This window comes from Ruegeria sp. AI2 (assembly GCF_056541275.1).
The window spans coordinates 57,641-74,897 of the sequence record NZ_JBQFYB010000001.1; the positions used below are offsets into that span (position 1 = coordinate 57,641).

General features: G+C 57.7%; 22 protein-coding genes and 1 other RNA gene. 11 read left to right on the top strand and 12 right to left on the bottom strand.

Annotated features, from left to right (window positions below):
• Window positions 1-17: 17 nt before the first annotated feature.
• From ACR0LL_RS00270 to ACR0LL_RS00280, 3 genes are all read right to left on the bottom strand, one after another.
• The gene (locus ACR0LL_RS00270; protein WP_480582816.1) at window positions 18-1,208 is read right to left on the bottom strand and encodes a toxic anion resistance protein; all 1,191 of its coding nucleotides are present in this window, start codon (window positions 1,206-1,208) and stop codon (window positions 18-20) included.
• 30 nt (window positions 1,209-1,238) lie between these two features.
• Complete coding sequence (locus ACR0LL_RS00275; RefSeq protein ID WP_480582819.1) at window positions 1,239-2,153, bottom strand: 5-bromo-4-chloroindolyl phosphate hydrolysis family protein; 915 nt, start codon at window positions 2,151-2,153, stop codon at window positions 1,239-1,241.
• Between the two features lie 175 nt (window positions 2,154-2,328).
• Window positions 2,329-3,207 (bottom strand): pseudouridine synthase, encoded by an 879-nt coding sequence (locus ACR0LL_RS00280; protein WP_480582821.1) that lies wholly within the window; start codon window positions 3,205-3,207, stop codon window positions 2,329-2,331.
• Here ACR0LL_RS00280 and ACR0LL_RS00285 point away from each other — a divergent pair.
• Window positions 3,206-3,664, top strand: coding sequence for a nucleoside deaminase (locus tag ACR0LL_RS00285; protein WP_480582824.1), 459 nt, complete (start codon window positions 3,206-3,208; stop codon window positions 3,662-3,664). The genes ACR0LL_RS00280 and ACR0LL_RS00285 overlap by 2 nt on opposite strands.
• 25 nt (window positions 3,665-3,689) lie before the next feature.
• Here the strand turns inward: ACR0LL_RS00285 and ACR0LL_RS00290 are convergent, their stop codons facing one another.
• The gene (locus ACR0LL_RS00290; protein WP_480582827.1) at window positions 3,690-4,661 is read right to left on the bottom strand and encodes an adenylate/guanylate cyclase domain-containing protein; all 972 of its coding nucleotides are present in this window, start codon (window positions 4,659-4,661) and stop codon (window positions 3,690-3,692) included.
• A 7-nt stretch (window positions 4,662-4,668) separates the two neighbouring features.
• Window positions 4,669-5,361: a metal-dependent hydrolase gene (locus tag ACR0LL_RS00295; RefSeq protein ID WP_480582830.1), complete on the bottom strand. Its 693-nt coding sequence runs from the start codon at window positions 5,359-5,361 to the stop codon at window positions 4,669-4,671.
• 59 nt (window positions 5,362-5,420) lie between these two features.
• Here ACR0LL_RS00295 and ACR0LL_RS00300 point away from each other — a divergent pair, with 59 nt between their 5' ends.
• A complete protein-coding gene (locus tag ACR0LL_RS00300) occupies window positions 5,421-6,092 on the top strand; it encodes a ceramidase domain-containing protein (RefSeq protein WP_480582833.1) in 672 nt (223 codons plus the stop codon).
• Between the two features lie 75 nt (window positions 6,093-6,167).
• Here the strand turns inward: ACR0LL_RS00300 and ACR0LL_RS00305 are convergent, their stop codons facing one another.
• Complete coding sequence (locus tag ACR0LL_RS00305) at window positions 6,168-6,731, bottom strand: DUF4202 domain-containing protein (protein ID WP_480582836.1); 564 nt, start codon at window positions 6,729-6,731, stop codon at window positions 6,168-6,170.
• 157 nt (window positions 6,732-6,888) lie between these two features.
• On the bottom strand, window positions 6,889-7,047 hold the full coding sequence (locus tag ACR0LL_RS00310) for a hypothetical protein (protein ID WP_209504628.1): 159 nt from the start codon (window positions 7,045-7,047) through the stop codon (window positions 6,889-6,891).
• 228 nt (window positions 7,048-7,275) lie between these two features.
• On the opposite strand from ACR0LL_RS00310, the gene gatC reads away from it, so the two are divergent.
• From gatC to rnpB, 5 genes are all read left to right on the top strand, one after another.
• Window positions 7,276-7,563, top strand: a complete 288-nt coding sequence (gatC, locus tag ACR0LL_RS00315) for an Asp-tRNA(Asn)/Glu-tRNA(Gln) amidotransferase subunit GatC (RefSeq protein WP_480482014.1) — start codon at window positions 7,276-7,278, stop codon at window positions 7,561-7,563.
• Between the two features lie 3 nt (window positions 7,564-7,566).
• Entirely contained in the window at window positions 7,567-9,054 is a 1,488-nt protein-coding gene (gene gatA / locus ACR0LL_RS00320) for an Asp-tRNA(Asn)/Glu-tRNA(Gln) amidotransferase subunit GatA (RefSeq protein ID WP_480582839.1), read from the top strand.
• Window positions 9,055-9,093: 39 nt separating this feature from the next.
• Window positions 9,094-9,798, top strand: a complete 705-nt coding sequence (locus ACR0LL_RS00325) for a hypothetical protein (protein ID WP_480582842.1) — start codon at window positions 9,094-9,096, stop codon at window positions 9,796-9,798.
• A 55-nt stretch (window positions 9,799-9,853) separates the two neighbouring features.
• Window positions 9,854-10,468: an N-acetylmuramoyl-L-alanine amidase gene (locus tag ACR0LL_RS00330; protein WP_480585216.1), complete on the top strand. Its 615-nt coding sequence runs from the start codon at window positions 9,854-9,856 to the stop codon at window positions 10,466-10,468.
• Between the two features lie 124 nt (window positions 10,469-10,592).
• Window positions 10,593-10,990: RNase P RNA component class A (rnpB, locus tag ACR0LL_RS00335), an RNA gene on the top strand.
• A 6-nt stretch (window positions 10,991-10,996) separates the two neighbouring features.
• On the opposite strand, the gene ACR0LL_RS00340 is transcribed toward rnpB, so the two are convergent.
• The 3 genes from ACR0LL_RS00340 to ACR0LL_RS00350 form a co-directional block, all read right to left on the bottom strand.
• On the bottom strand, window positions 10,997-11,329 hold the full coding sequence (locus tag ACR0LL_RS00340) for a GYD domain-containing protein (RefSeq protein ID WP_209504623.1): 333 nt from the start codon (window positions 11,327-11,329) through the stop codon (window positions 10,997-10,999).
• A gap of 66 nt (window positions 11,330-11,395) precedes the next feature.
• The gene (locus ACR0LL_RS00345) at window positions 11,396-12,238 is read right to left on the bottom strand and encodes a DUF2182 domain-containing protein (protein ID WP_480582845.1); all 843 of its coding nucleotides are present in this window, start codon (window positions 12,236-12,238) and stop codon (window positions 11,396-11,398) included.
• A 14-nt stretch (window positions 12,239-12,252) separates the two neighbouring features.
• Window positions 12,253-12,888, bottom strand: coding sequence for a DUF1326 domain-containing protein (locus ACR0LL_RS00350; RefSeq protein WP_267366945.1), 636 nt, complete (start codon window positions 12,886-12,888; stop codon window positions 12,253-12,255).
• Between the two features lie 278 nt (window positions 12,889-13,166).
• Here ACR0LL_RS00350 and ACR0LL_RS00355 point away from each other — a divergent pair, with 278 nt between their 5' ends.
• The 3 genes from ACR0LL_RS00355 (at window position 13,167) to ACR0LL_RS00365 (ending at window position 14,891) form a co-directional block, all read left to right on the top strand.
• The gene (locus ACR0LL_RS00355; RefSeq protein WP_480582849.1) at window positions 13,167-13,874 is read left to right on the top strand and encodes a DUF533 domain-containing protein; all 708 of its coding nucleotides are present in this window, start codon (window positions 13,167-13,169) and stop codon (window positions 13,872-13,874) included.
• Between the two features lie 127 nt (window positions 13,875-14,001).
• The gene (gene rpmG, locus ACR0LL_RS00360) at window positions 14,002-14,169 is read left to right on the top strand and encodes a 50S ribosomal protein L33 (protein WP_037309480.1); all 168 of its coding nucleotides are present in this window, start codon (window positions 14,002-14,004) and stop codon (window positions 14,167-14,169) included.
• A gap of 215 nt (window positions 14,170-14,384) precedes the next feature.
• The gene (locus ACR0LL_RS00365; protein ID WP_480486391.1) at window positions 14,385-14,891 is read left to right on the top strand and encodes a hypothetical protein; all 507 of its coding nucleotides are present in this window, start codon (window positions 14,385-14,387) and stop codon (window positions 14,889-14,891) included.
• A gap of 183 nt (window positions 14,892-15,074) precedes the next feature.
• Here the strand turns inward: ACR0LL_RS00365 and ACR0LL_RS00370 are convergent, their stop codons facing one another.
• Both ACR0LL_RS00370 and ACR0LL_RS00375 read right to left on the bottom strand, forming a co-directional pair.
• Window positions 15,075-15,851 (bottom strand): Bax inhibitor-1/YccA family protein, encoded by a 777-nt coding sequence (locus ACR0LL_RS00370; protein ID WP_480582853.1) that lies wholly within the window; start codon window positions 15,849-15,851, stop codon window positions 15,075-15,077.
• 184 nt (window positions 15,852-16,035) lie between these two features.
• Entirely contained in the window at window positions 16,036-16,245 is a 210-nt protein-coding gene (locus tag ACR0LL_RS00375; protein WP_267367668.1) for a DUF1127 domain-containing protein, read from the bottom strand.
• A 126-nt stretch (window positions 16,246-16,371) separates the two neighbouring features.
• Here ACR0LL_RS00375 and ACR0LL_RS00380 point away from each other — a divergent pair, with 126 nt between their 5' ends.
• A complete protein-coding gene (locus ACR0LL_RS00380; protein ID WP_480516174.1) occupies window positions 16,372-17,253 on the top strand; it encodes a LysR family transcriptional regulator in 882 nt (293 codons plus the stop codon).
• Window positions 17,254-17,257: the final 4 nt, after the last annotated feature.

Consider the following 17,257-nt stretch of genomic DNA (forward strand, 5'->3'; position numbering starts at 1 on the left):
GCACGCCCAGTTCAGCCTCAGCCGGGGACAGCGGTTCCGGCGTTGTCGCCGGTCCCGTCTCGTCGCGCCTTGGCGGATGCCAGAGTGTCGCGCAGTTCCGCCTCCATCTTCTGCAGCTCGGCCTCGGCCGCGGCACGTTTGGCTTTTCCTTCATCCGCAATGGCCAGGCTTTCGTTGATAGTGCCGATCAGGTCTGCGTTGGCCTTTTTGACAGCTTCGATATCGAACACGCCGCGTTCCATTTCCTCGCGGATCATCTTGTTCGACTGGCGCAGATTGGCAGCATTCGAAGTCAAAAGCTCGTTGGTCAAATCGTTGGCGTCGCGCACCGCGGCGGCAGCTTCGGCGCTGCGCTGAATGGTGACGGCCTGTGCCAGTTGCGTTTCCCACAGCGGCACGGTGTTCACCAGCGTCGAGTTGATCTTCGTGACCAGCGACTTGTCGTTCTCCTGCACCAGCCGGATCGACGGCAGCGACTGCATCGTGACCTGACGGGTCAGTTTCAGATCGTGCACGCGGCGCTCCAGATCGTCACGCGCGGCGCGCATGTCCCGCAGTTCCTGCGCTTTCATCACCTGTTCTTCTTCTGGCGCGGCCTGAACGGCGGCTTCCCTTTCGGGGATGTCATGGCTGTCCAACTCGGTCAGCTTTTCTTCACCCGCTGCGATGTACAGCGCCAGTTCATCGTAAAAACCCAGAGTTTTCTCGTACAGCAGGTCCAGCGATTTGATGTCCTTGAGCAGTGTATGCTCATGTCCCAGAAGATCGTCGGTAATGCGGTCGATCTGCTCCTGAACTTCTTCAAACTGAGCGGTGAATTTCGCAAATGGTGCGGCTCTGCCCAGCAGCCTTTCCCACCAGCTACGCTCGCGGCGCACGTCCAGCTCACTGACCGAAAATCCGCGGATCGTGGTCACGATATTGCGCAGGCTGTCACCTGCCGGGCCAACATCCTTGTTGCGCACATCCGCAAGCATGGCCTGACTGATTTCCTGCAATTCGGCCTGAGCGGAAGACCCGAAAGCAACAATCGAATTGGTGTTGCCCATGTCGATCTCGTCCATGCGCTTGCGGATCTCGGCACTCACGGGTTCATCGGCTTCTTCAAGCGAGATAACCTCAGCCTTTGGTTCGGGCAGGGCAACTGCGGTGACTTCCTGCACCAGTGTTTCGGCCTGAGCCGCCTTGTTCTTGATCTCATCGGACATGGGGATGTTCCTCGCTCAAATAATGGCCGGTTAGTCCAACCGGACGCCTTCGCGCTGCAGTCTTTCGCGCAGCACGTCGATTTCGACCGTCAGATCACTGCGGTCATCCAATAGCATTTTCCGCGTACGCGCGGCGAAATTCTGTTCCAGATCATCCAGCAAGGCGACATAGTCTGTCATCGCCTGAGCATCACGGGTCCGGGCGTAAACATCGGCAAACTTGACCGTCGCATCACGCGCGCCCTGTAGATAAACCGTCATGTATTTTCGCGCGCCCGCCAGATCGCGGGGGTCTTCCTCGACCGTTCGAAAAAGGTCACGTGCGGTGTCCTGAAACCGTTCCAAACGGGCTTCGATCCGGCGATCACCCGCGCGTTTGATGGCGTCCGTCATCTCGGAAAGACGGTTTTCCGCATCCTCAACGACCCGGGCAACGCGATCTTGCTGAAAGGTGTCAATTCCTTCCATGCCCTTGTCCTTCATCGGGTCAAACCCGAAGGAGGCCGAGTGCAGCACGGTTGCTGCAGCGCCGAACAAGACGGGGGCAAGCAGGCTGACTTGCGATGCCGTTTCCGCATTCAGAAACTCTGTCCGGTAGGACGCAAGAGCGGCGCCCAGACCTGTCAGAAGGCTGGCAAAGATTTTACGGGGAAACGCAGGCCGGCGGGCAGCCTTACGGGCGTTAAACGCGGCTTCGGCCCGCAGACCTTCCCGCAGCAAAAACGCAGCTGCCGTCAGCAGGCCAGCTGCGATCAGACCAATGGTCATGCCAATCGCGCCGTCGTTCAGCGACAGAAATACCAATGGGATGGCCGGTATGAACAGGACATTGGCACGCGCACCCGCAGGTTCGACCCGCGCGCCATCGAATTGCCCACGGGGCTGAAGAGTGTCGCCGGACGCGTTGTCCTGAGGGCTGTATTTGCCGCCAAATCGCTTTGCCATGCGTTACAAGCCCCCAAGCACGCCTGTGCACACGCCAAACAAAAGCACCAGCAATACGGCGTAGGCGAATTTTTGCACTCCGCTTCCGGACATCACGCTCCCCAAATAGCAGCAATCACAGAAAATTTAGGGGATACGCAGGCTTGGCGCTAGGGGGAAGGTTGCCGAACCTGCATCACTTGCGGGGATTCTTGCCGATGGGCGGGCGTTTTCTTTGTGGTCGCGTCGGGCGTTTGGGGGCCGCTTCGGGTTTGGCATCCGAATCCAGCCCAAGTTGATCGCGCATAACGCGGCGGCGGATTTCTTCGACTTCGCCCGGCTTCAGATTGCCCAACTGGAACGGGCCATAAGAAACCCGCAACAAACGGTTCACATTAAAACCAATATCTTCCATCGCGCGACGGATTTCTCGGTTCTTTCCTTCGCGCAGACCGATGGTCAGCCAGGCATTGGCCCCTTGCTGGCGATCCAGCGTGACGGTCATCGGCTGGAACCGCTCTCCCTCAATCACCAGCCCTTTGCGCAACGGTTCGAAATCTTCGTCTTTCGGGCGGCCGTTTACCCGCACACGGTATTTGCGCAACCAGCCGGTCGCGGGCAGTTCAAGCTTACGCTTGATAGCGCCGTCATTAGTCAGCAGCAGCAGACCTTCGGAATTCAGGTCAAGCCGGCCAACGCTCATCACCCGAGGCATGTCTTCGGGCAGCTTGTCGAAAATCGTATCGCGCCCTTTTTCGTCGCGGGTTGTCGTAACCAGCCCAGCGGGCTTGTGATACAGCCACAAGCGCGAGGGTTCCGGTTCCGAGACCGGTTTGCCGTCGACCACGATCTTGTCTTTCGCCGTCACGTTCAGGGCGGGGCTGTCGATGGTCTTGCCATTCACGGCCACGCGGCCAGCTTCGATCATGCGCTCGGCCTCGCGCCGCGACGCGACGCCAGCGCGGGCCAGGACTTTGGCGATCCGGTCGCCGGGAGGAGGGGTCTTGTTCATGTCTGGGCCATACCCTATCCCGCGCGCTTGCGAAAGGCAGGTTTCTGATGCAGTCAGGGGCATGGTGTTCAAATCGTATATGGAACAGGCGCTGCGTGAGGCGCGCGCAGCAGCGGATCGCGGCGAAGTGCCCGTTGGCGCGATCATTGTCGGGCCGGATGGCTCTGTTGTGGCGGAGGCAGGAAACCGGACGCGTGAGTTGAACGATCCTACTGCGCATGCAGAAATCCTGGCTTTGCGCGCGGCCTGTGCCAATGCCGGATCTGAAAGACTGCCCGGACATGATATCTATGTGACACTGGAACCCTGCGCCATGTGTGCAGCGGCACTGGCGGCCGCGCGCATCCGGCGCGTTTACTATGGGGCGTCCGATCCCAAATCCGGCGGCGTGGCCCATGGCGCGCGGGTTTTTTCCCACCCGCAAGCACATCACAAGCCCGAGGTCTATGACGGCATAGCCGCCAAAGAATGTGAAAACCTGCTGCTGGATTTTTTCGCGGAAAAACGAATAGAAAAATGACCGTGATCTGACAGGACGGCCACTGTCAGTTCCAGTCCAGGCGATACACTGTCTGCTGCCCGCCGAACCCTTTCAGTGCGACCGATTTTGGCGAGCTGAACCTCAGACCGCCCTCCGGGCTGACCAGCAATCTGGTCACGTCGGTGACATGAATTTCATTCGGGCCACTTACGTCTGTCACGCGCGCGGCCTTATTGACGACGGACCCGAAGAAATCCTCATCTTTCTGTATGACGTCGCCGGTATGAATTCCAATCCGCAGACCCAGAGGTGTTTCGGAATTTGCCAATGCGTTCTTTCTTTGCAGCTCGATTGCTGCCTGAATCGCATCCTGGACCGTCGGGAAGATCGACATCGTGCCATCCCCAAGGGATTTGACCAGCCGTCCCTGATGGGTTTGGATAAGGTGTTCAGCCAGATCAAAATGGCCGGAAATAAGCTGGGCCCATTTTTTGTCACCCAAGTGCAAGGTGATATCTGACGACCCGACAATGTCAGTGAACATGACCGAAGCGGTTCCCTCGGTCTGATCCTGTGTGAACTCCTGTTTTGCGGCTTCGATCAGTGCATTCAACACCGAATGCTCGATGCCGATCTTTTCCATGTTCGAGGTCGGGTTAGACACATGCAGCTGCACCATTTTCCAGACGCCGTCTTCCAGATGCAGAACAAATGTAAAGCGGTGCCAGGCTGAATTGCCGTTCGAATGAAAGGTCAGCGTCGCTTCGCAAAATGCCCAGCCTACATCCCCACATTCAAACGCTTCCAGCGAATGTTCCTGCCAGTCATAGTCCGGGATTTCCTTGGTGTGATCCGCGAAGCCACGGCGAAACACCTGCCCGGACCATGCCTCTTCATCCGCCGAGCCCTGATACCGCAGGTGTTCCGAGGATGACAGCATATTGACCAGCGCAGCCCGATCCTTGTCATGAACGGCCTGATTCCATCGCCGTACAACTGCGATCAGTTCCGGTGAAGGGACGATGTCGCTGGTCATATCATCCCTACAGCTTTATCGCCTGCATAACCTGCGGTTCGATGACGTCTACGCCAGACAAAGCACCTGCCAGCGCCTGAGCGGATTGCTCAAGAATCGGGAAGGTCTTGTAGTGGCAGGGAATTACCGTCTTGAAGTTGAAATATCTTTTGGCGGCGTAGGCGGCAGCTTTCATATCCATGGTGAAATGCCCGCCCGCTGACAGGATGCCGATATCGGGTTTGTAGTAATCCCCCATCCAGTCCATGTCGGCCATGATGTCGGTATCACCTGAAACGTAAAGCATGCGCCCCTCGGCACTGATCATGAAGCCGACCTCGCTGCCGCCTGTGCGCAGGCCGTCCGGTGTCGAAAAGGTCGAGCTGTGAGAGGCCGGGACCATTGTTACCTTGACCCCGTTCAAGTTGACCGTGCCGCCCTTGTTGAAACCAATGGTCTCGATGCTTTCGGCTTCGGCCCAGTACCCCATCAGGTCATATTGTCCCACAACCGGAATCTTCAGGTGTTTGGCCAAAGGCAGAACGTCGACGACATGGTCAAAATGCGTATGGGTCAGAAGGATGTGGGTGGCGCCATCAACGGCGGCGTCATGCTGTTCCTCGGGCAAGACCGGGTTGCCGGTCAGCCAGGGGTCGATTAGCAGCACCTGTCCCTGGGTTTCGATACGGAAACTTCCATGGCCCAACCAGATAATGTTCATAATTATTTCCTCCCAATCATTCTGTTGGCGGCAGCCTAACATCGGATAAGTAAATTTCCATGGATTGGTTTCGTGAAATAGACGGGTACTGCGAGCGGCTGTCTCCAGCCTACTGGGCCGAGCCCGTTAACGCGGTCACAAACGCTGCTTTTCTGATTTGCGCATGGGTCATGTGGCGGCGCGTGCGCAATCAGAACATGCCGCTGGCCAAGGTTTTGGTGGCGCTTTTGGCGATCATCGGGTTTGGCAGTTACCTGTTCCACACGCATGCGCAGGTATGGGCGGCTTTGGCGGATGTCGCGCCCATACTGTTGTTCATATTGGTCTATGTTTTTGCGGTGAATAAAGACATCTGGAGGATGCCTTTGGGGGTGGCGTTCGGGGGAATGCTTCTTTTTCTTCCCTATGCGACGGCTGCTGTCCCACTGTTCCAACATGTTCCGGGGCTTGGAGGGTCGGCGGTTTATGCGCCGGTCCCTTTTCTGATCCTGATCTATGCTGTTCTTTTGCGTGGCCGTGATCCGATTCTGGCCAAAGGACTGACAATCGGGGCGTTGATCCTGATCTTGTCGATTACCTTCCGTGCCCTCGATATGCGTTTCTGCGGCCAATGGCCGGTGGGGACACATTTCATGTGGCATCTCCTGAATGCCATTATGCTGGGCTGGATGATCGAAGTGTATCGAGCGGCCCTCATCAGGGGCCGCGTCACCCAAACTCGTGGATCATGAGCAAATGGCGCGGAGGCCTGTCGTGACCAATTTTAAGGCTTATTATTCGGTCGATGAAACGGCGTTGGCCTTTTCTCAGTCTTGAAAGGCTGCGGCCAGATGATCCGGCAGGTTGAATTCGCTTAAAACCCGTGCGCGGCCCTCGGGCGACATCTTGCGGGCAGTCTTTTCAACAATGCTCTGGATTTTCTCGGCTGAGTGTTTCGCCGCAAAGGGCTGGAAATACCATTTCAGAAACACAAAGCAGATCACATCTTCCAGCGCCTGCACCTCTGCATCGCGTTTGATGCCTTGCTTGCGCAACATGCGACCCGCGGCTTCGGCCTGCTCAGCGTCATAGCCTTCTTGGGTCATCAAACTCATCACCACGTCCGCGTGATGCACACCTTGCGCCTTGCGCCAGGCCAGATAACCCGCCCGACCTTCTGGGAATTCATTGCGGGCAAGTTTCCACCGCTCCACATGTTGACCACGCGCTGCAATCTGCAAGGCGTCGGACGCGCCCGGAAACAGGCGGTCAAGCTCTGCGCTCATGCGCTCGCCGTAAAGCCGCGCTTCGGGGCGGCCATCATCGCGATTGGGGTCATTTGCGTTCGCCGCATCGATGGCATCCAGGACCGCTTGTTTTTGCGTGTTCATCAGCTGCTCCACTTGCTTGTCAGAACCGCAAGTGCCTTATGCAGTTCCCTTTTGGTATTTGCAGCAATGCTAACGACTCGCTTTGGGCTGTGCACCCTCGAATATGCGCTTTGGCCGGGTCGGAGAGGGGAAATCCGACCCAGCCGGAACCTGCGCATCACTTTGCAGGTTTAACCTTGTCCTGAGTGACCGGTTCCGTCACGGGCGAGGGGAAGGTCAAAGTGCGTGTCAGGTTGCTTGTGTCGATACCCAAGGCCATGGCCGGTGCGGCCAAAAAGGTGGCGGACAAGACTGCGGCAATCATCAGGGGTTTCATGTTTTTCTCCGGTTTGCGTTGTGTCGCACAACTAGAAATGAACAGTACAGTTCAGTTTTCAAGGACAATATTGAACTAATTAGTTTACTTTTTTGCATACCACTCATTCAGTTTTGAATGGCGGGTGTCATGCGGTGGATCTCAAACTCGGGACGGCCCATGGCGCAGCGGTCTTGCGACTGCCGCAACAGACAGGTAAACGCCCCATAACGTAGATGAGGGAAGCCGATGTCGATTGACCAAAGCACCGCCGCCAAAGTGGCCAAACTGGCCCGGATCAAGGTCGAGGATGACGCGCTGCCGGCGCTGGCATCCGAGTTCAACACCATCCTCGGGTTCATCGAACAGCTGAACGAAGTGGATGTCGAAGGTGTCGAGCCGATGGTCTCGGTCACGCCGATGCGGCTGAAACGCCGTAAGGACGAGGTAACCGACGGCAACCAGCAGGAAAAGGTTCTGGCCAACGCCCCTGACGCCCGCGAAGGGTTCTTCGCAGTTCCCAAAGTGGTGGAGTAAGACATGAGCGAGCTGAACAAACTGGGTCTGGCCGAGGCGCGCGATGCGCTGCGTTCCGGTGACGTTACTTCTGTCGAGCTGACCGACGCCTGCCTGAAAGCCATTGACGAGGCAGATGCGCTGAACGCCTTTGTCCACAAGACACCCGAACTTGCAATGGAGCGCGCCAAGGCCGCGGATGAGCGGATCCAGCGTGGCGACGCACCGTCGATGTGTGGCCTGCCGATCGGCATCAAGGATCTGTTTTGCACCAAGGGTGTGCCGTCGCAGGCGGCGTCGAAAATCCTGGAAGGGTTCAAGCCGGAATACGAATCCACCGTTTCACAGCAACTGGCCGACGCAGGCGCGGTGATGCTGGGTAAACTGAATATGGACGAATTCGCCATGGGATCGTCCAATGAAACATCGACCTATGGCAATGCGGTCAGCCCGTGGCGCCGTGGCAACGATGATGCGCAACTGACACCTGGCGGCTCGTCTGGCGGGTCTGCATCTGCCGTGGCTGCTGATTTGTGCCTGGCTGCGACAGGTACCGACACCGGAGGCTCGATCCGCCAGCCTGCGGCCTTCGTTGGCATCACGGGCATCAAACCAACCTATGGTCGTTGCTCTCGGTGGGGTATCGTCGCCTTTGCGTCCTCGCTGGATCAGGCGGGACCAATGACCAAGAACGTGCGTGATGCAGCGATCATGCTGGAAACCATGTGCGGACATGACCCCAAGGATTCGACCAGTGCCGAACTGGCGGCCCCGAATTTCGAGGCCATGCTGACCGGTGACATCAAGGGCAAGAAGATCGGTATCCCGAAAGAGTACCGTATGGACGGTATGCCCGCCGAGATCGAAAAACTCTGGGCCGATGGCGCAGCGATGCTGAAAGCTGCGGGGGCCGAGATTGTCGACATCTCGCTTCCGCACACCAAATACGCGCTGCCCGCCTATTACGTGATTGCCCCGGCCGAGGCATCTTCGAACCTCGCCCGCTATGACGGTGTTCGCTATGGCCGCCGTGCACAGCTCGCGCAGGGCGATGGCATCACCGAGATGTACGAAAAGACCCGCGCCGAAGGTTTTGGCCCCGAGGTGCAGCGCCGCGTGATGGTCGGCACATATGTGCTGTCCGCAGGTTTCTATGACGCCTATTACAATCGCGCGCGCCGGGTCCGGACCCTGATCAAGAAAGACTTCGAAGACGTGTTCGCCGCAGGCATCGATGCCATTCTGACACCGGCAACCCCTTCGGCGGCTTTCGGTCTGGGGGAAATGACCGAGGCGGACCCTGTTCAAATGTATTTGAACGACGTCTTTACGGTTACCGTGAACCTCGCTGGCTTGCCCGGTATCTCGGTCCCCGCAGGGCTGGATGCACAAGGTCTTCCCTTGGGGTTGCAGCTGATCGGGCGCCCGTGGGAAGAAGGTGACTTGCTCAACACCGCTTATGCGCTGGAAAACGCAGCCGGTTTTGTGGCCAAGCCCGGCAAATGGTGGTAAGCCTACGGGCAAGTGAATTACTGAAGACGGAGCCAAACAATGCGTGTTTTGCTTTTGGTCCCGGCCCTGACACTGGCTGCGGCCTGCACCAATGTCGCGCCGTTGACCAGCACGGGTTTCAACACGCCTGAATATCAGGCGCAGCGCGAGGCTCAATTGGCGGGTCAGGGCGGGGCGATCAATCCTCTGCTGGCTCCGGTCGATGTTTCCCAGCAACCACTGGGCACGTCGGGAGCATCGACCTTTGCAACGGGTGAGAATGCGGACATCGCCAACCAGACTGCCGCAGCGTTGGCCAGCACGTCCGGGCAATCCTCGGTCTCCGCGTCGCCGTCTTCCGGCTCCAACAGCAGCGCAATCTCTGACGAGCAGGACTTCGCAGCCGTGTCCGAGAGGCGCAGCATCCAATCCGATGCCGCCCGGATTGAGCAAAACCGCCAGACCTACGAAGTCGTCGCGCCAACCGCCGTGCCTGAGCGCACGGCGAGCGGCCAACCGAATATCGTACAATATGCGCTGAGCACCTCCAATCCGGTGGGCACACAACTCTACAGCCGCTCCGGTTTCAACCTGCAAGCCAAGGCACAGAGGAACTGCGCGCAATTCCCGTCACCGGATCAAGCTCAGATCGAATTCCTGTCCAACGGCGGTCCGCAACGTGACCGCAAGGGTCTGGACCCGGATGGCGACGGCTATGCCTGTGGCTGGGACCCCAGCCCGTTCCGCAGTGCCGTTAACAACTGACGCCTTAACGCCGATCTGGCATCCGTCTCCGAATTTCGGCAAGCGCCGGGGCGGGATGGTGCCATCCTTGATCGTGATCCACTATACGGCCATGGACGGTGCGCAGGCGGCTCTGGATCGCCTATGCGACCCGGTTTCCGAAGTTTCGGCTCATTACCTGATCGGCAATGACGGCACCCTTTGGCAAATGGTGCGTGAAGAAGATCGCGCCTGGCATGCCGGGGCAGGGGAATGGGACGGCAAGGACGACATCAACTCGCGCTCGGTTGGGATCGAACTGGATAACACCGGCAAACATCCGTTCTCGCAGCCGCAAATGGCGGTGCTGGAACAGTTGTTGCCCCTGATCATGACCCGCTGGTCCATTACTCCGTCCGGGGTTATCGGGCATTCCGACATGGCGCCCGGGCGAAAATCCGACCCTGGGCCGCGCTTTGACTGGAACAGGCTCGAAAAGCAGGCGATGGCCAAACCGCGCGGCACAGGAGTTGATCCGATTTTACCCGATGCAGAAGCATTTCGCGCCTCTGCTCGGATGGTAGGTTTCACCGCCCCCGTGGACGATGCAAAACTACTGGCCGCTGTCCGATTGCGATTTCGCCCCTGGGCGAAAGGTCCGCTGGACATGGCGGATATGAATGTGCTCACCCCGTCGGACACAACAACCTGATCCGCTCTTCATCAGGCTAAAAATATCCCGGGGTTGAGTTGGCCGCAGGCCAAGAAAGGGCTGGCCCCTTCTCAGACCTGTCAGCTCTTGACGCCGCAGACCACAAAGCCTACCCAGCCCGGGCGCGGAGGGCCGGATGGCCGCTGGGGCGTATGCCCGAGAGGAAAGTCCGGACTCCACAAGACAATGGTGCCGGGTAACGCCCGGGCGGGGCAACCCGACGGAAAGCGCCACAGAAATCAGACCGCCCAGGGCCTCGGCCCCGGGTAAGGGTGAAACGGTGGGGTAAGAGCCCACCGCGTCCCTGGCAACAGGGGCGGCACGGCAAGCCCCACCGGGAGCAATGCCAAATAGGGTCCCCGCGCGGGCCGGTCGGCGCAAGCCGATACCGCCGCTAAGCGCGTCTTGGCCGAGAGGGACCGGGTTGGCAGCTTGAGCCGTGCAGCAATGCACGGCCTAGAGGAATGGTCATCGAAGGGGGTAACCCCGGAACAAGATCCGGCTTACAGGCCCTCCGCGCGTTTCTACTTATCCTCCGGGCGGCGTGTAGGTCCCCGCCAATCTTGCGGCTTTCTCAGTGACCGAAACGAACTCGTCCGCAGTCCAGGCCCGAACCGTTTCTATGTTCGTGACCGCACCCGATGCCGCGACCGCCATGCCGACCGCCACAGCATCTGTTCCGTCTGGCGCTTCGCTGATCACGACCACGTCATTGCTGCCGGTCGTCATGTAAAAGGATAGCAGTCGACCGCCGACTTTCTCCAGCAATGCTTTCACTGGGCCGGTACGGTTCTCGGGCTTTTGCAACATGCCTTTGACACCAGCTTGCGAATAAGTTGCGTAGGTAATGAAAACAGGCATTGGTACCTCCTTTTTAACGAGAAATCACAGGGCCTTTCAGTCAGCCGCCCCGGGGGCCGTCTTGCGTCAGATGCCGGAGATCAACGGTGCCGCGATGTGCCAAAGACCTGCTCCGATAAGCGTCACACCTGACACCGGCGCCAGCCACCGGGCTGTCGGCAGAAGCTTTTCCAGCGCGACATAGGCGGCAATGCCAACGATCCAGTAGAGGTTCATGATCCCTCCGACGAACAGCAGCAGCATCAACGCCCAGCAGCAGCCCAGGCAATACGTGCCGTGCAGGGCTCCGGTTCTGAGCGCGCCGAAGGGTCCGGGCCGGTTGTGACCGGCCAGAAACCTTGCGGGGCTTTGGCAGTAACGAAGGCACGCATTCTTCAAACTTGAAAACTGATAGAACCCGGCAGCCAGCAGAACACTTCCCGCGAAGGGGCCAGAGCGGATTGTCATCATCGGCCCGCTCGACAGCCCGATATGTTCCAATCCCCACTGCAATGCCGTTGCAGTCAGGCTGAACGCACCCCAGGTCACCAGATAGCCCAACAGGAAACACAGGCTGAACGTTGCGGCGCGGTCTTTCTCAGGGCCCATGCGCTTTGTCGCTGCAAACAAAAGCACGGCTGGCGCGGCACTTGGGGTCATCATGGCAATCATCATGATCCACCACATCAGGAAGATGAGCAGAGTGTAACCGAAGCTCCAGGCGGTTGCGGAACCCATCTGCATGGGCTCCCCAACCGGCCCTGCCATGCGGGTCATTTCGACCGCAGACATTTTCATCCCGACGCCGGCAACTGTGTACCAGGTGGCAGCAAGAATGATCAGAAGGACGCTGCCCAACACGATTGCATTGTCCTGCCTCAACAGCCGCTCAATCGCCCCGGCAGGGGCTGTCGCAATCTGTCTGGTCATGAAAGAGTCTCCGGCTACGCGCCCAGAACACCGTGACCCGAGAGGTTGAGATGTGCGAGATGGGCGTGCGTGGCATCAAAGGTAAGGCTGATCTCACCGCCCGTTGTTTTGGCCGACCCCGAGGCAGCCTCTGCGTGGCGGTACTCAAAGCCATTCGGCAGCTGGATTGATGCCCTGTGCGCAGCGCCCGATACGATATGAGGAATCGGGCTGACCTCAACGTCGAATACCCCCGGAACCTTGGCGTAGCCGCTGCGGTCATCGCGGTTCCAGTTCAATTCGATTGGGACAAAAAGCGTATCATATTTCGTCGGGGCCATCGCACTGTAGACGTACCACATGGTTGCCATTTCATCGGTGTCTTCGCCGGTCATGATGGCCTGCAATGCTGCGCGCTGTTCGGCTGTAGCACTTTCGTCAATAATCAGTTGCATCTGACCATTGCCTTCGTGGATCGGTCCCGGCCAGTGATAAACACCTGCTGCCCGCAAACCGGCCAGATCAGTATCGCCATAATGCCCGCTTTCGATGTCGAAAACGACAACAGCCTCGCAATTTCCGTGTGATGGAAGAACGCTGAATTGGCAGGGACAGCCGAAATTGCAATTACAATTGGCCAGTTCTTCGCCCTGAATAACCCATTCTGTCATGATAGCCCCCCAAGAAAAGCTGCGTAAAACAACACTGCTCCGCGCGGGCATTACCTGTTCACACTGCCTTGGTCGTCGAGCCTGAAGTTGGCCTCTTGGACGTATCAGTTGCGGCAAACCTATCACGATATCGTGATATGTACAAACTTACTCACTGTCTTTTGGTCCTCATCGGCTTGGAAATTCAGTCCGGAATCCCGTGGGGGTTGAACGTGGTATTCGCCTTTGCATTCCTTTGATAGAACTGGGGCGTATTTTGAAAAACCGGGAGGATTGTCATGAGCTTTATGAAGACACTTGCGTCCGTTGCAGTTGGTTTCGCGGCTGCGAAGGGGATGGAGAAATACCAGAAAATGGGCGGAATGGCTGGCTTGCAGGACATGATGCAAGGCGCAGGCGGCGGCCTTGGTATGGATCAGCTTGGCAAAATGGCCGAACAGTTCGGCCTTCCCGGAGGTGCGACAGGCCTTCAGGACATGATGGGTAAGATGGGGCTGGGTGGCAGTGCCGCAGGTGCCGCCGGTCTTGGCGGGCTTTTGAATGCGATGCAGGGGGCGGCCAGAATTGGCAGCCAGCAGACCACCGACATGATGGAGACGGTGTTTGGCGGAACACCAGCCGGGGCTGCCATGGAAGCTCAGGCCAAGCTCATGTTGCGGGCGATGATCCAGGCGGCAAAGGCAGACGGCGAGCTGGACGAGCACGAGAAAGAAACGATCCTCGGAGAGTTGGGCGATGACATCAGTGACGAGGAACGCGCATTCGTGCAGGAACAACTGAACGCACCTGTCGACGTCATGGGTCTGGCAGCTGATTCTGGGGCACCGCTCAGAACGCAGATTTATGCGACATCTCTGGCGGCAATACGGTTGGACAATGATCGTGAGGCCGCATATTTGCGGCAATTGTCCACTGCGCTGGGTCTTTCGGACAGTGAAAGGGACCAGATTCACAGCTATATGGGTGCGCCAACGTTACCGGGTTGAACCTGTGCCCGATTCCTGGGCTGGGATCGTCCGATTGGCCTTGACATGCACGGCGTAGCGCGTAAAAGCGCACGCTCATAGGAATTCAACCGAAAGGCCCCTGCCTTTCCGGACGCAGGAGATAACCATGGCGAAGCCGACGACAATCAAGATCCGTCTGAACTCGACCGCGGGCACGGGCCACTTCTACGTGACCAAAAAGAACGCGCGCACCATGACCGAGAAAATGACCATTCGTAAATACGATCCGGTCGTTCGCAAGCATGTCGAGTACAAGGAAGGCAAGATCAAGTAATCTTGCCATTCCATTTGAACTTTCCAAAAAGGCTCTGCTTGGCAGAGCCTTTTTTGTGATGAATTCCGGTGGTTTGTTGCCAAGAAGGTCAACATGCCCACTTGGGGCAGTTGCAGGAGCGCATCAGCCACCGATGAAATCGCATGGCCTGTGGCTTGCTTTTTGTGCCGACCTGCAAGTACGCTTGAGCAAACCGCCACAAAATGTTGACCGCCATGAAAAAAATCTTGTTATCCACAATAGCCGTTCTGACTTTGGCGGCCTGTGAAGACCCGTTTAACCGCAAAGGTGTTGGGTTTACCGGAATCGATGGCGAACCCCGCACGATTTCCGACGTTCCCGGAGCCGTCGCATTTCTGCCGCCTGAAACGAATGTCCCGGCCGAGCTGGCAGAACTTCAGACCGTTACTCTCTTGGCTGATGAAGTGGACCCCTCCAAGGTGGCAGCCGTTGCTATCGACAATGGCGGGCGGACGCCGGACAATGCGGTCCAGCTACAGGGCAGCGATACGAATCTGTTCCTGAGCACCGTCAGCGTCAACGGAACCTTGTATGGTGTCCTTCGCACACCGACGAACAGCGTAAAGGTCGACAACTCGGTCGGCGTTGGTTTCGCGCAAGAGGCTGAGCGTTTCACCGGGTGTCTGCCTGCCGGCGATGTGTTCCGCAAAGGCACGTCCGAGCGTAGTTCGGGCTTTGCTGTACCGTTGAATTGCAGCTAAGTCTTATACCTTCCGATGTATCAAGCCCTCGCTGATCTAGCGGGGGCTTTTTCTTTGCGGGGTACGCGGACGTCGTCGCCTTGTCCGCTAGGATTCATGTACCGGGCAAGCGCGATCGCAGCTGGTTCAAAACGAAAAAAGGCCGGTCCGATGACCGGCCTTTTCCCTTACATTGGTTTGCAATTACTCGCGGTTACCCAAGAATTGCAACAGGAACATGAACAGGTTGATGAAGTCCAGGTACAGGTTCAACGCGCCCATGATAGCGGCCTTGCCCAGCCATTCCTGATCGCCACTATGGGCCATTTGCAGGTATGTGTTCTTGATATTCTGGGTGTCATAGGCGGTCAGGCCCGCGAAGATCAGAACGCCGATGGCCGAGATTGCAAAGGCAACCGCCGAAGACTCCAGAAAGATGTTCACAACCATCGCGACGATCAGGCCGATCAGGCCCATCATCAGGAAAGTGCCCATGGCGGACAAGTCTTTCTTGGTTGTGTAACCATACAGGGACAGGCCCGCAAACGCGATTGCGGTGATCAGGAAGACCTGAATGACCGACTCACCGGTGAAAACAAGGAAGATCCAGCTGATCGAAACGCCCATCACCGCCGCAAAAACGTAGAACACCAGCTGTGCGGCAGCCGCCGACATACGGTTGATCCCGGCGCTGAAGCCGAAGACAAACAGCAGAGGTGCAAACATGATGACCCAGCGCAGGGGCGACGCGTAAATGCTATAGCCCAGCGATGTCAGATAGGTATCGGCATTCAACTGTGCCGCTGCGGCTGACGGATCGCTTGTGGTTGCCAGGCCTGCGATGGCCCAGGCTGCTGCGAATGTGATGAGCATGCCTACGGACATAGTGCCATAGACTTTGTTCATATGGGCGCGCAGGCCCTCATCAATCTCGGCAGCGCGCGCGCCGGCCGCCGTCCGGATCGTGTCGAATTGTGCCATCAAAGGGTCTCCCTTTACATAATTATTCAGCCCCCCCGGCTGTGGGGGAAGCGTTCTAGGCAAATATCGGCAACTCAGGGCTGTGTTTCAAGTATTTACCGCGGAAAACCAACTAATTTACGCAACAAAAGTGACGGTCCGCATCAGCCGACCGCCACTCATGAAGTTACTATTTGATTTTGCATCACTTCTGCCAGAATTCCGGCGCGTCCCAGACGAAACGGCTGGCTTCGGCATCAGCCTCTGATCTGGAGACTCCGATGTCCTGAAGGGCGCGATCATCAAGCCGTGCCAGTTGGCGGCGTTGACGCTTCAGGGAAACAGCACGCCTGATGATAGTGCCGAGCGATTGCTTCTGGGGCTTGCAAGGGCGATGAATGGCAATTTGGGTCATACTTATTGTCCTTTCGTGTGTTTACGATGGTTTCTCTCGTCTTTATCAATTTCCTTGATTGATATGGGGAGTATGACATATATTGAAAACGAATATTTTTGATGAAACACATAAGGAATCGTGAAGGTGCGGAATCTGGACATTACAACCCTGCGTTCATTTGTTGCTGTGGCGGATCAGGGTGGGGTGACGCGCGCTGCAGGTTTCCTGCATCTGACGCAATCCGCGGTCTCGATGCAGTTGAAACGGCTGGAGGAGCTGCTTGGCCTTCAGCTGTTGGACCGCAGTGGCAGAACGATTGCCCTGACCGCGTCCGGTGAACAATTGCTGGCTTATGCGCGCCGTATGATCGCGTTGAATGATGAGGTTATCTCGAAACTGACCGATCAGGCCTTTGAAGGTGAGGTGGTATTGGGGGTTCCTCACGACATAGTTTACCCGGCCATCCCACGGGTCCTGCAACGGTTCAACGCGGATTTCCCGCGAGTCCGAGTTCAGTTGGTGTCGTCTTATTCATTGCAATTGAAAGAGATGTACAAACGCGGCGAATGTGACGTGATCCTGACCACGGAACCGTCGTCGGTGGACGGTGCGGAAACCATTGCAGAGCTGCCCTTGCGCTGGATAGGTGCGCCGGGCGGGTCGGCCTGGCGCAAGCGTCCGCTGCCTTTGGCACTTGGACGTCGCTGCTTGTTTCGACCACAGGTGATATCGGCGCTGGATGCGGCCGGTATCCCCTGGGAGCTGTCGGTGGAAACTGAAAACGACCGCACAATCGAGGCCACGGTCAGCGCTGATCTGGCAGTGTATGCAGCACTGGAAGGTACCGAAGCCGCACATCTCGAACAGATCGAAGGCGGGGGTGCGCTACCGGACCTGCCTGCGCACATGATCAACCTGTATGGTGGAGAGCCGGGTCGAGACGCGGTTGTCGAAGCATTGGCGCAGTTAGTGCGTCAGAACTTTCGCCTCCTTGGGGGGACACAGCTGCGCGCCGTGGTGGGCTGATTGC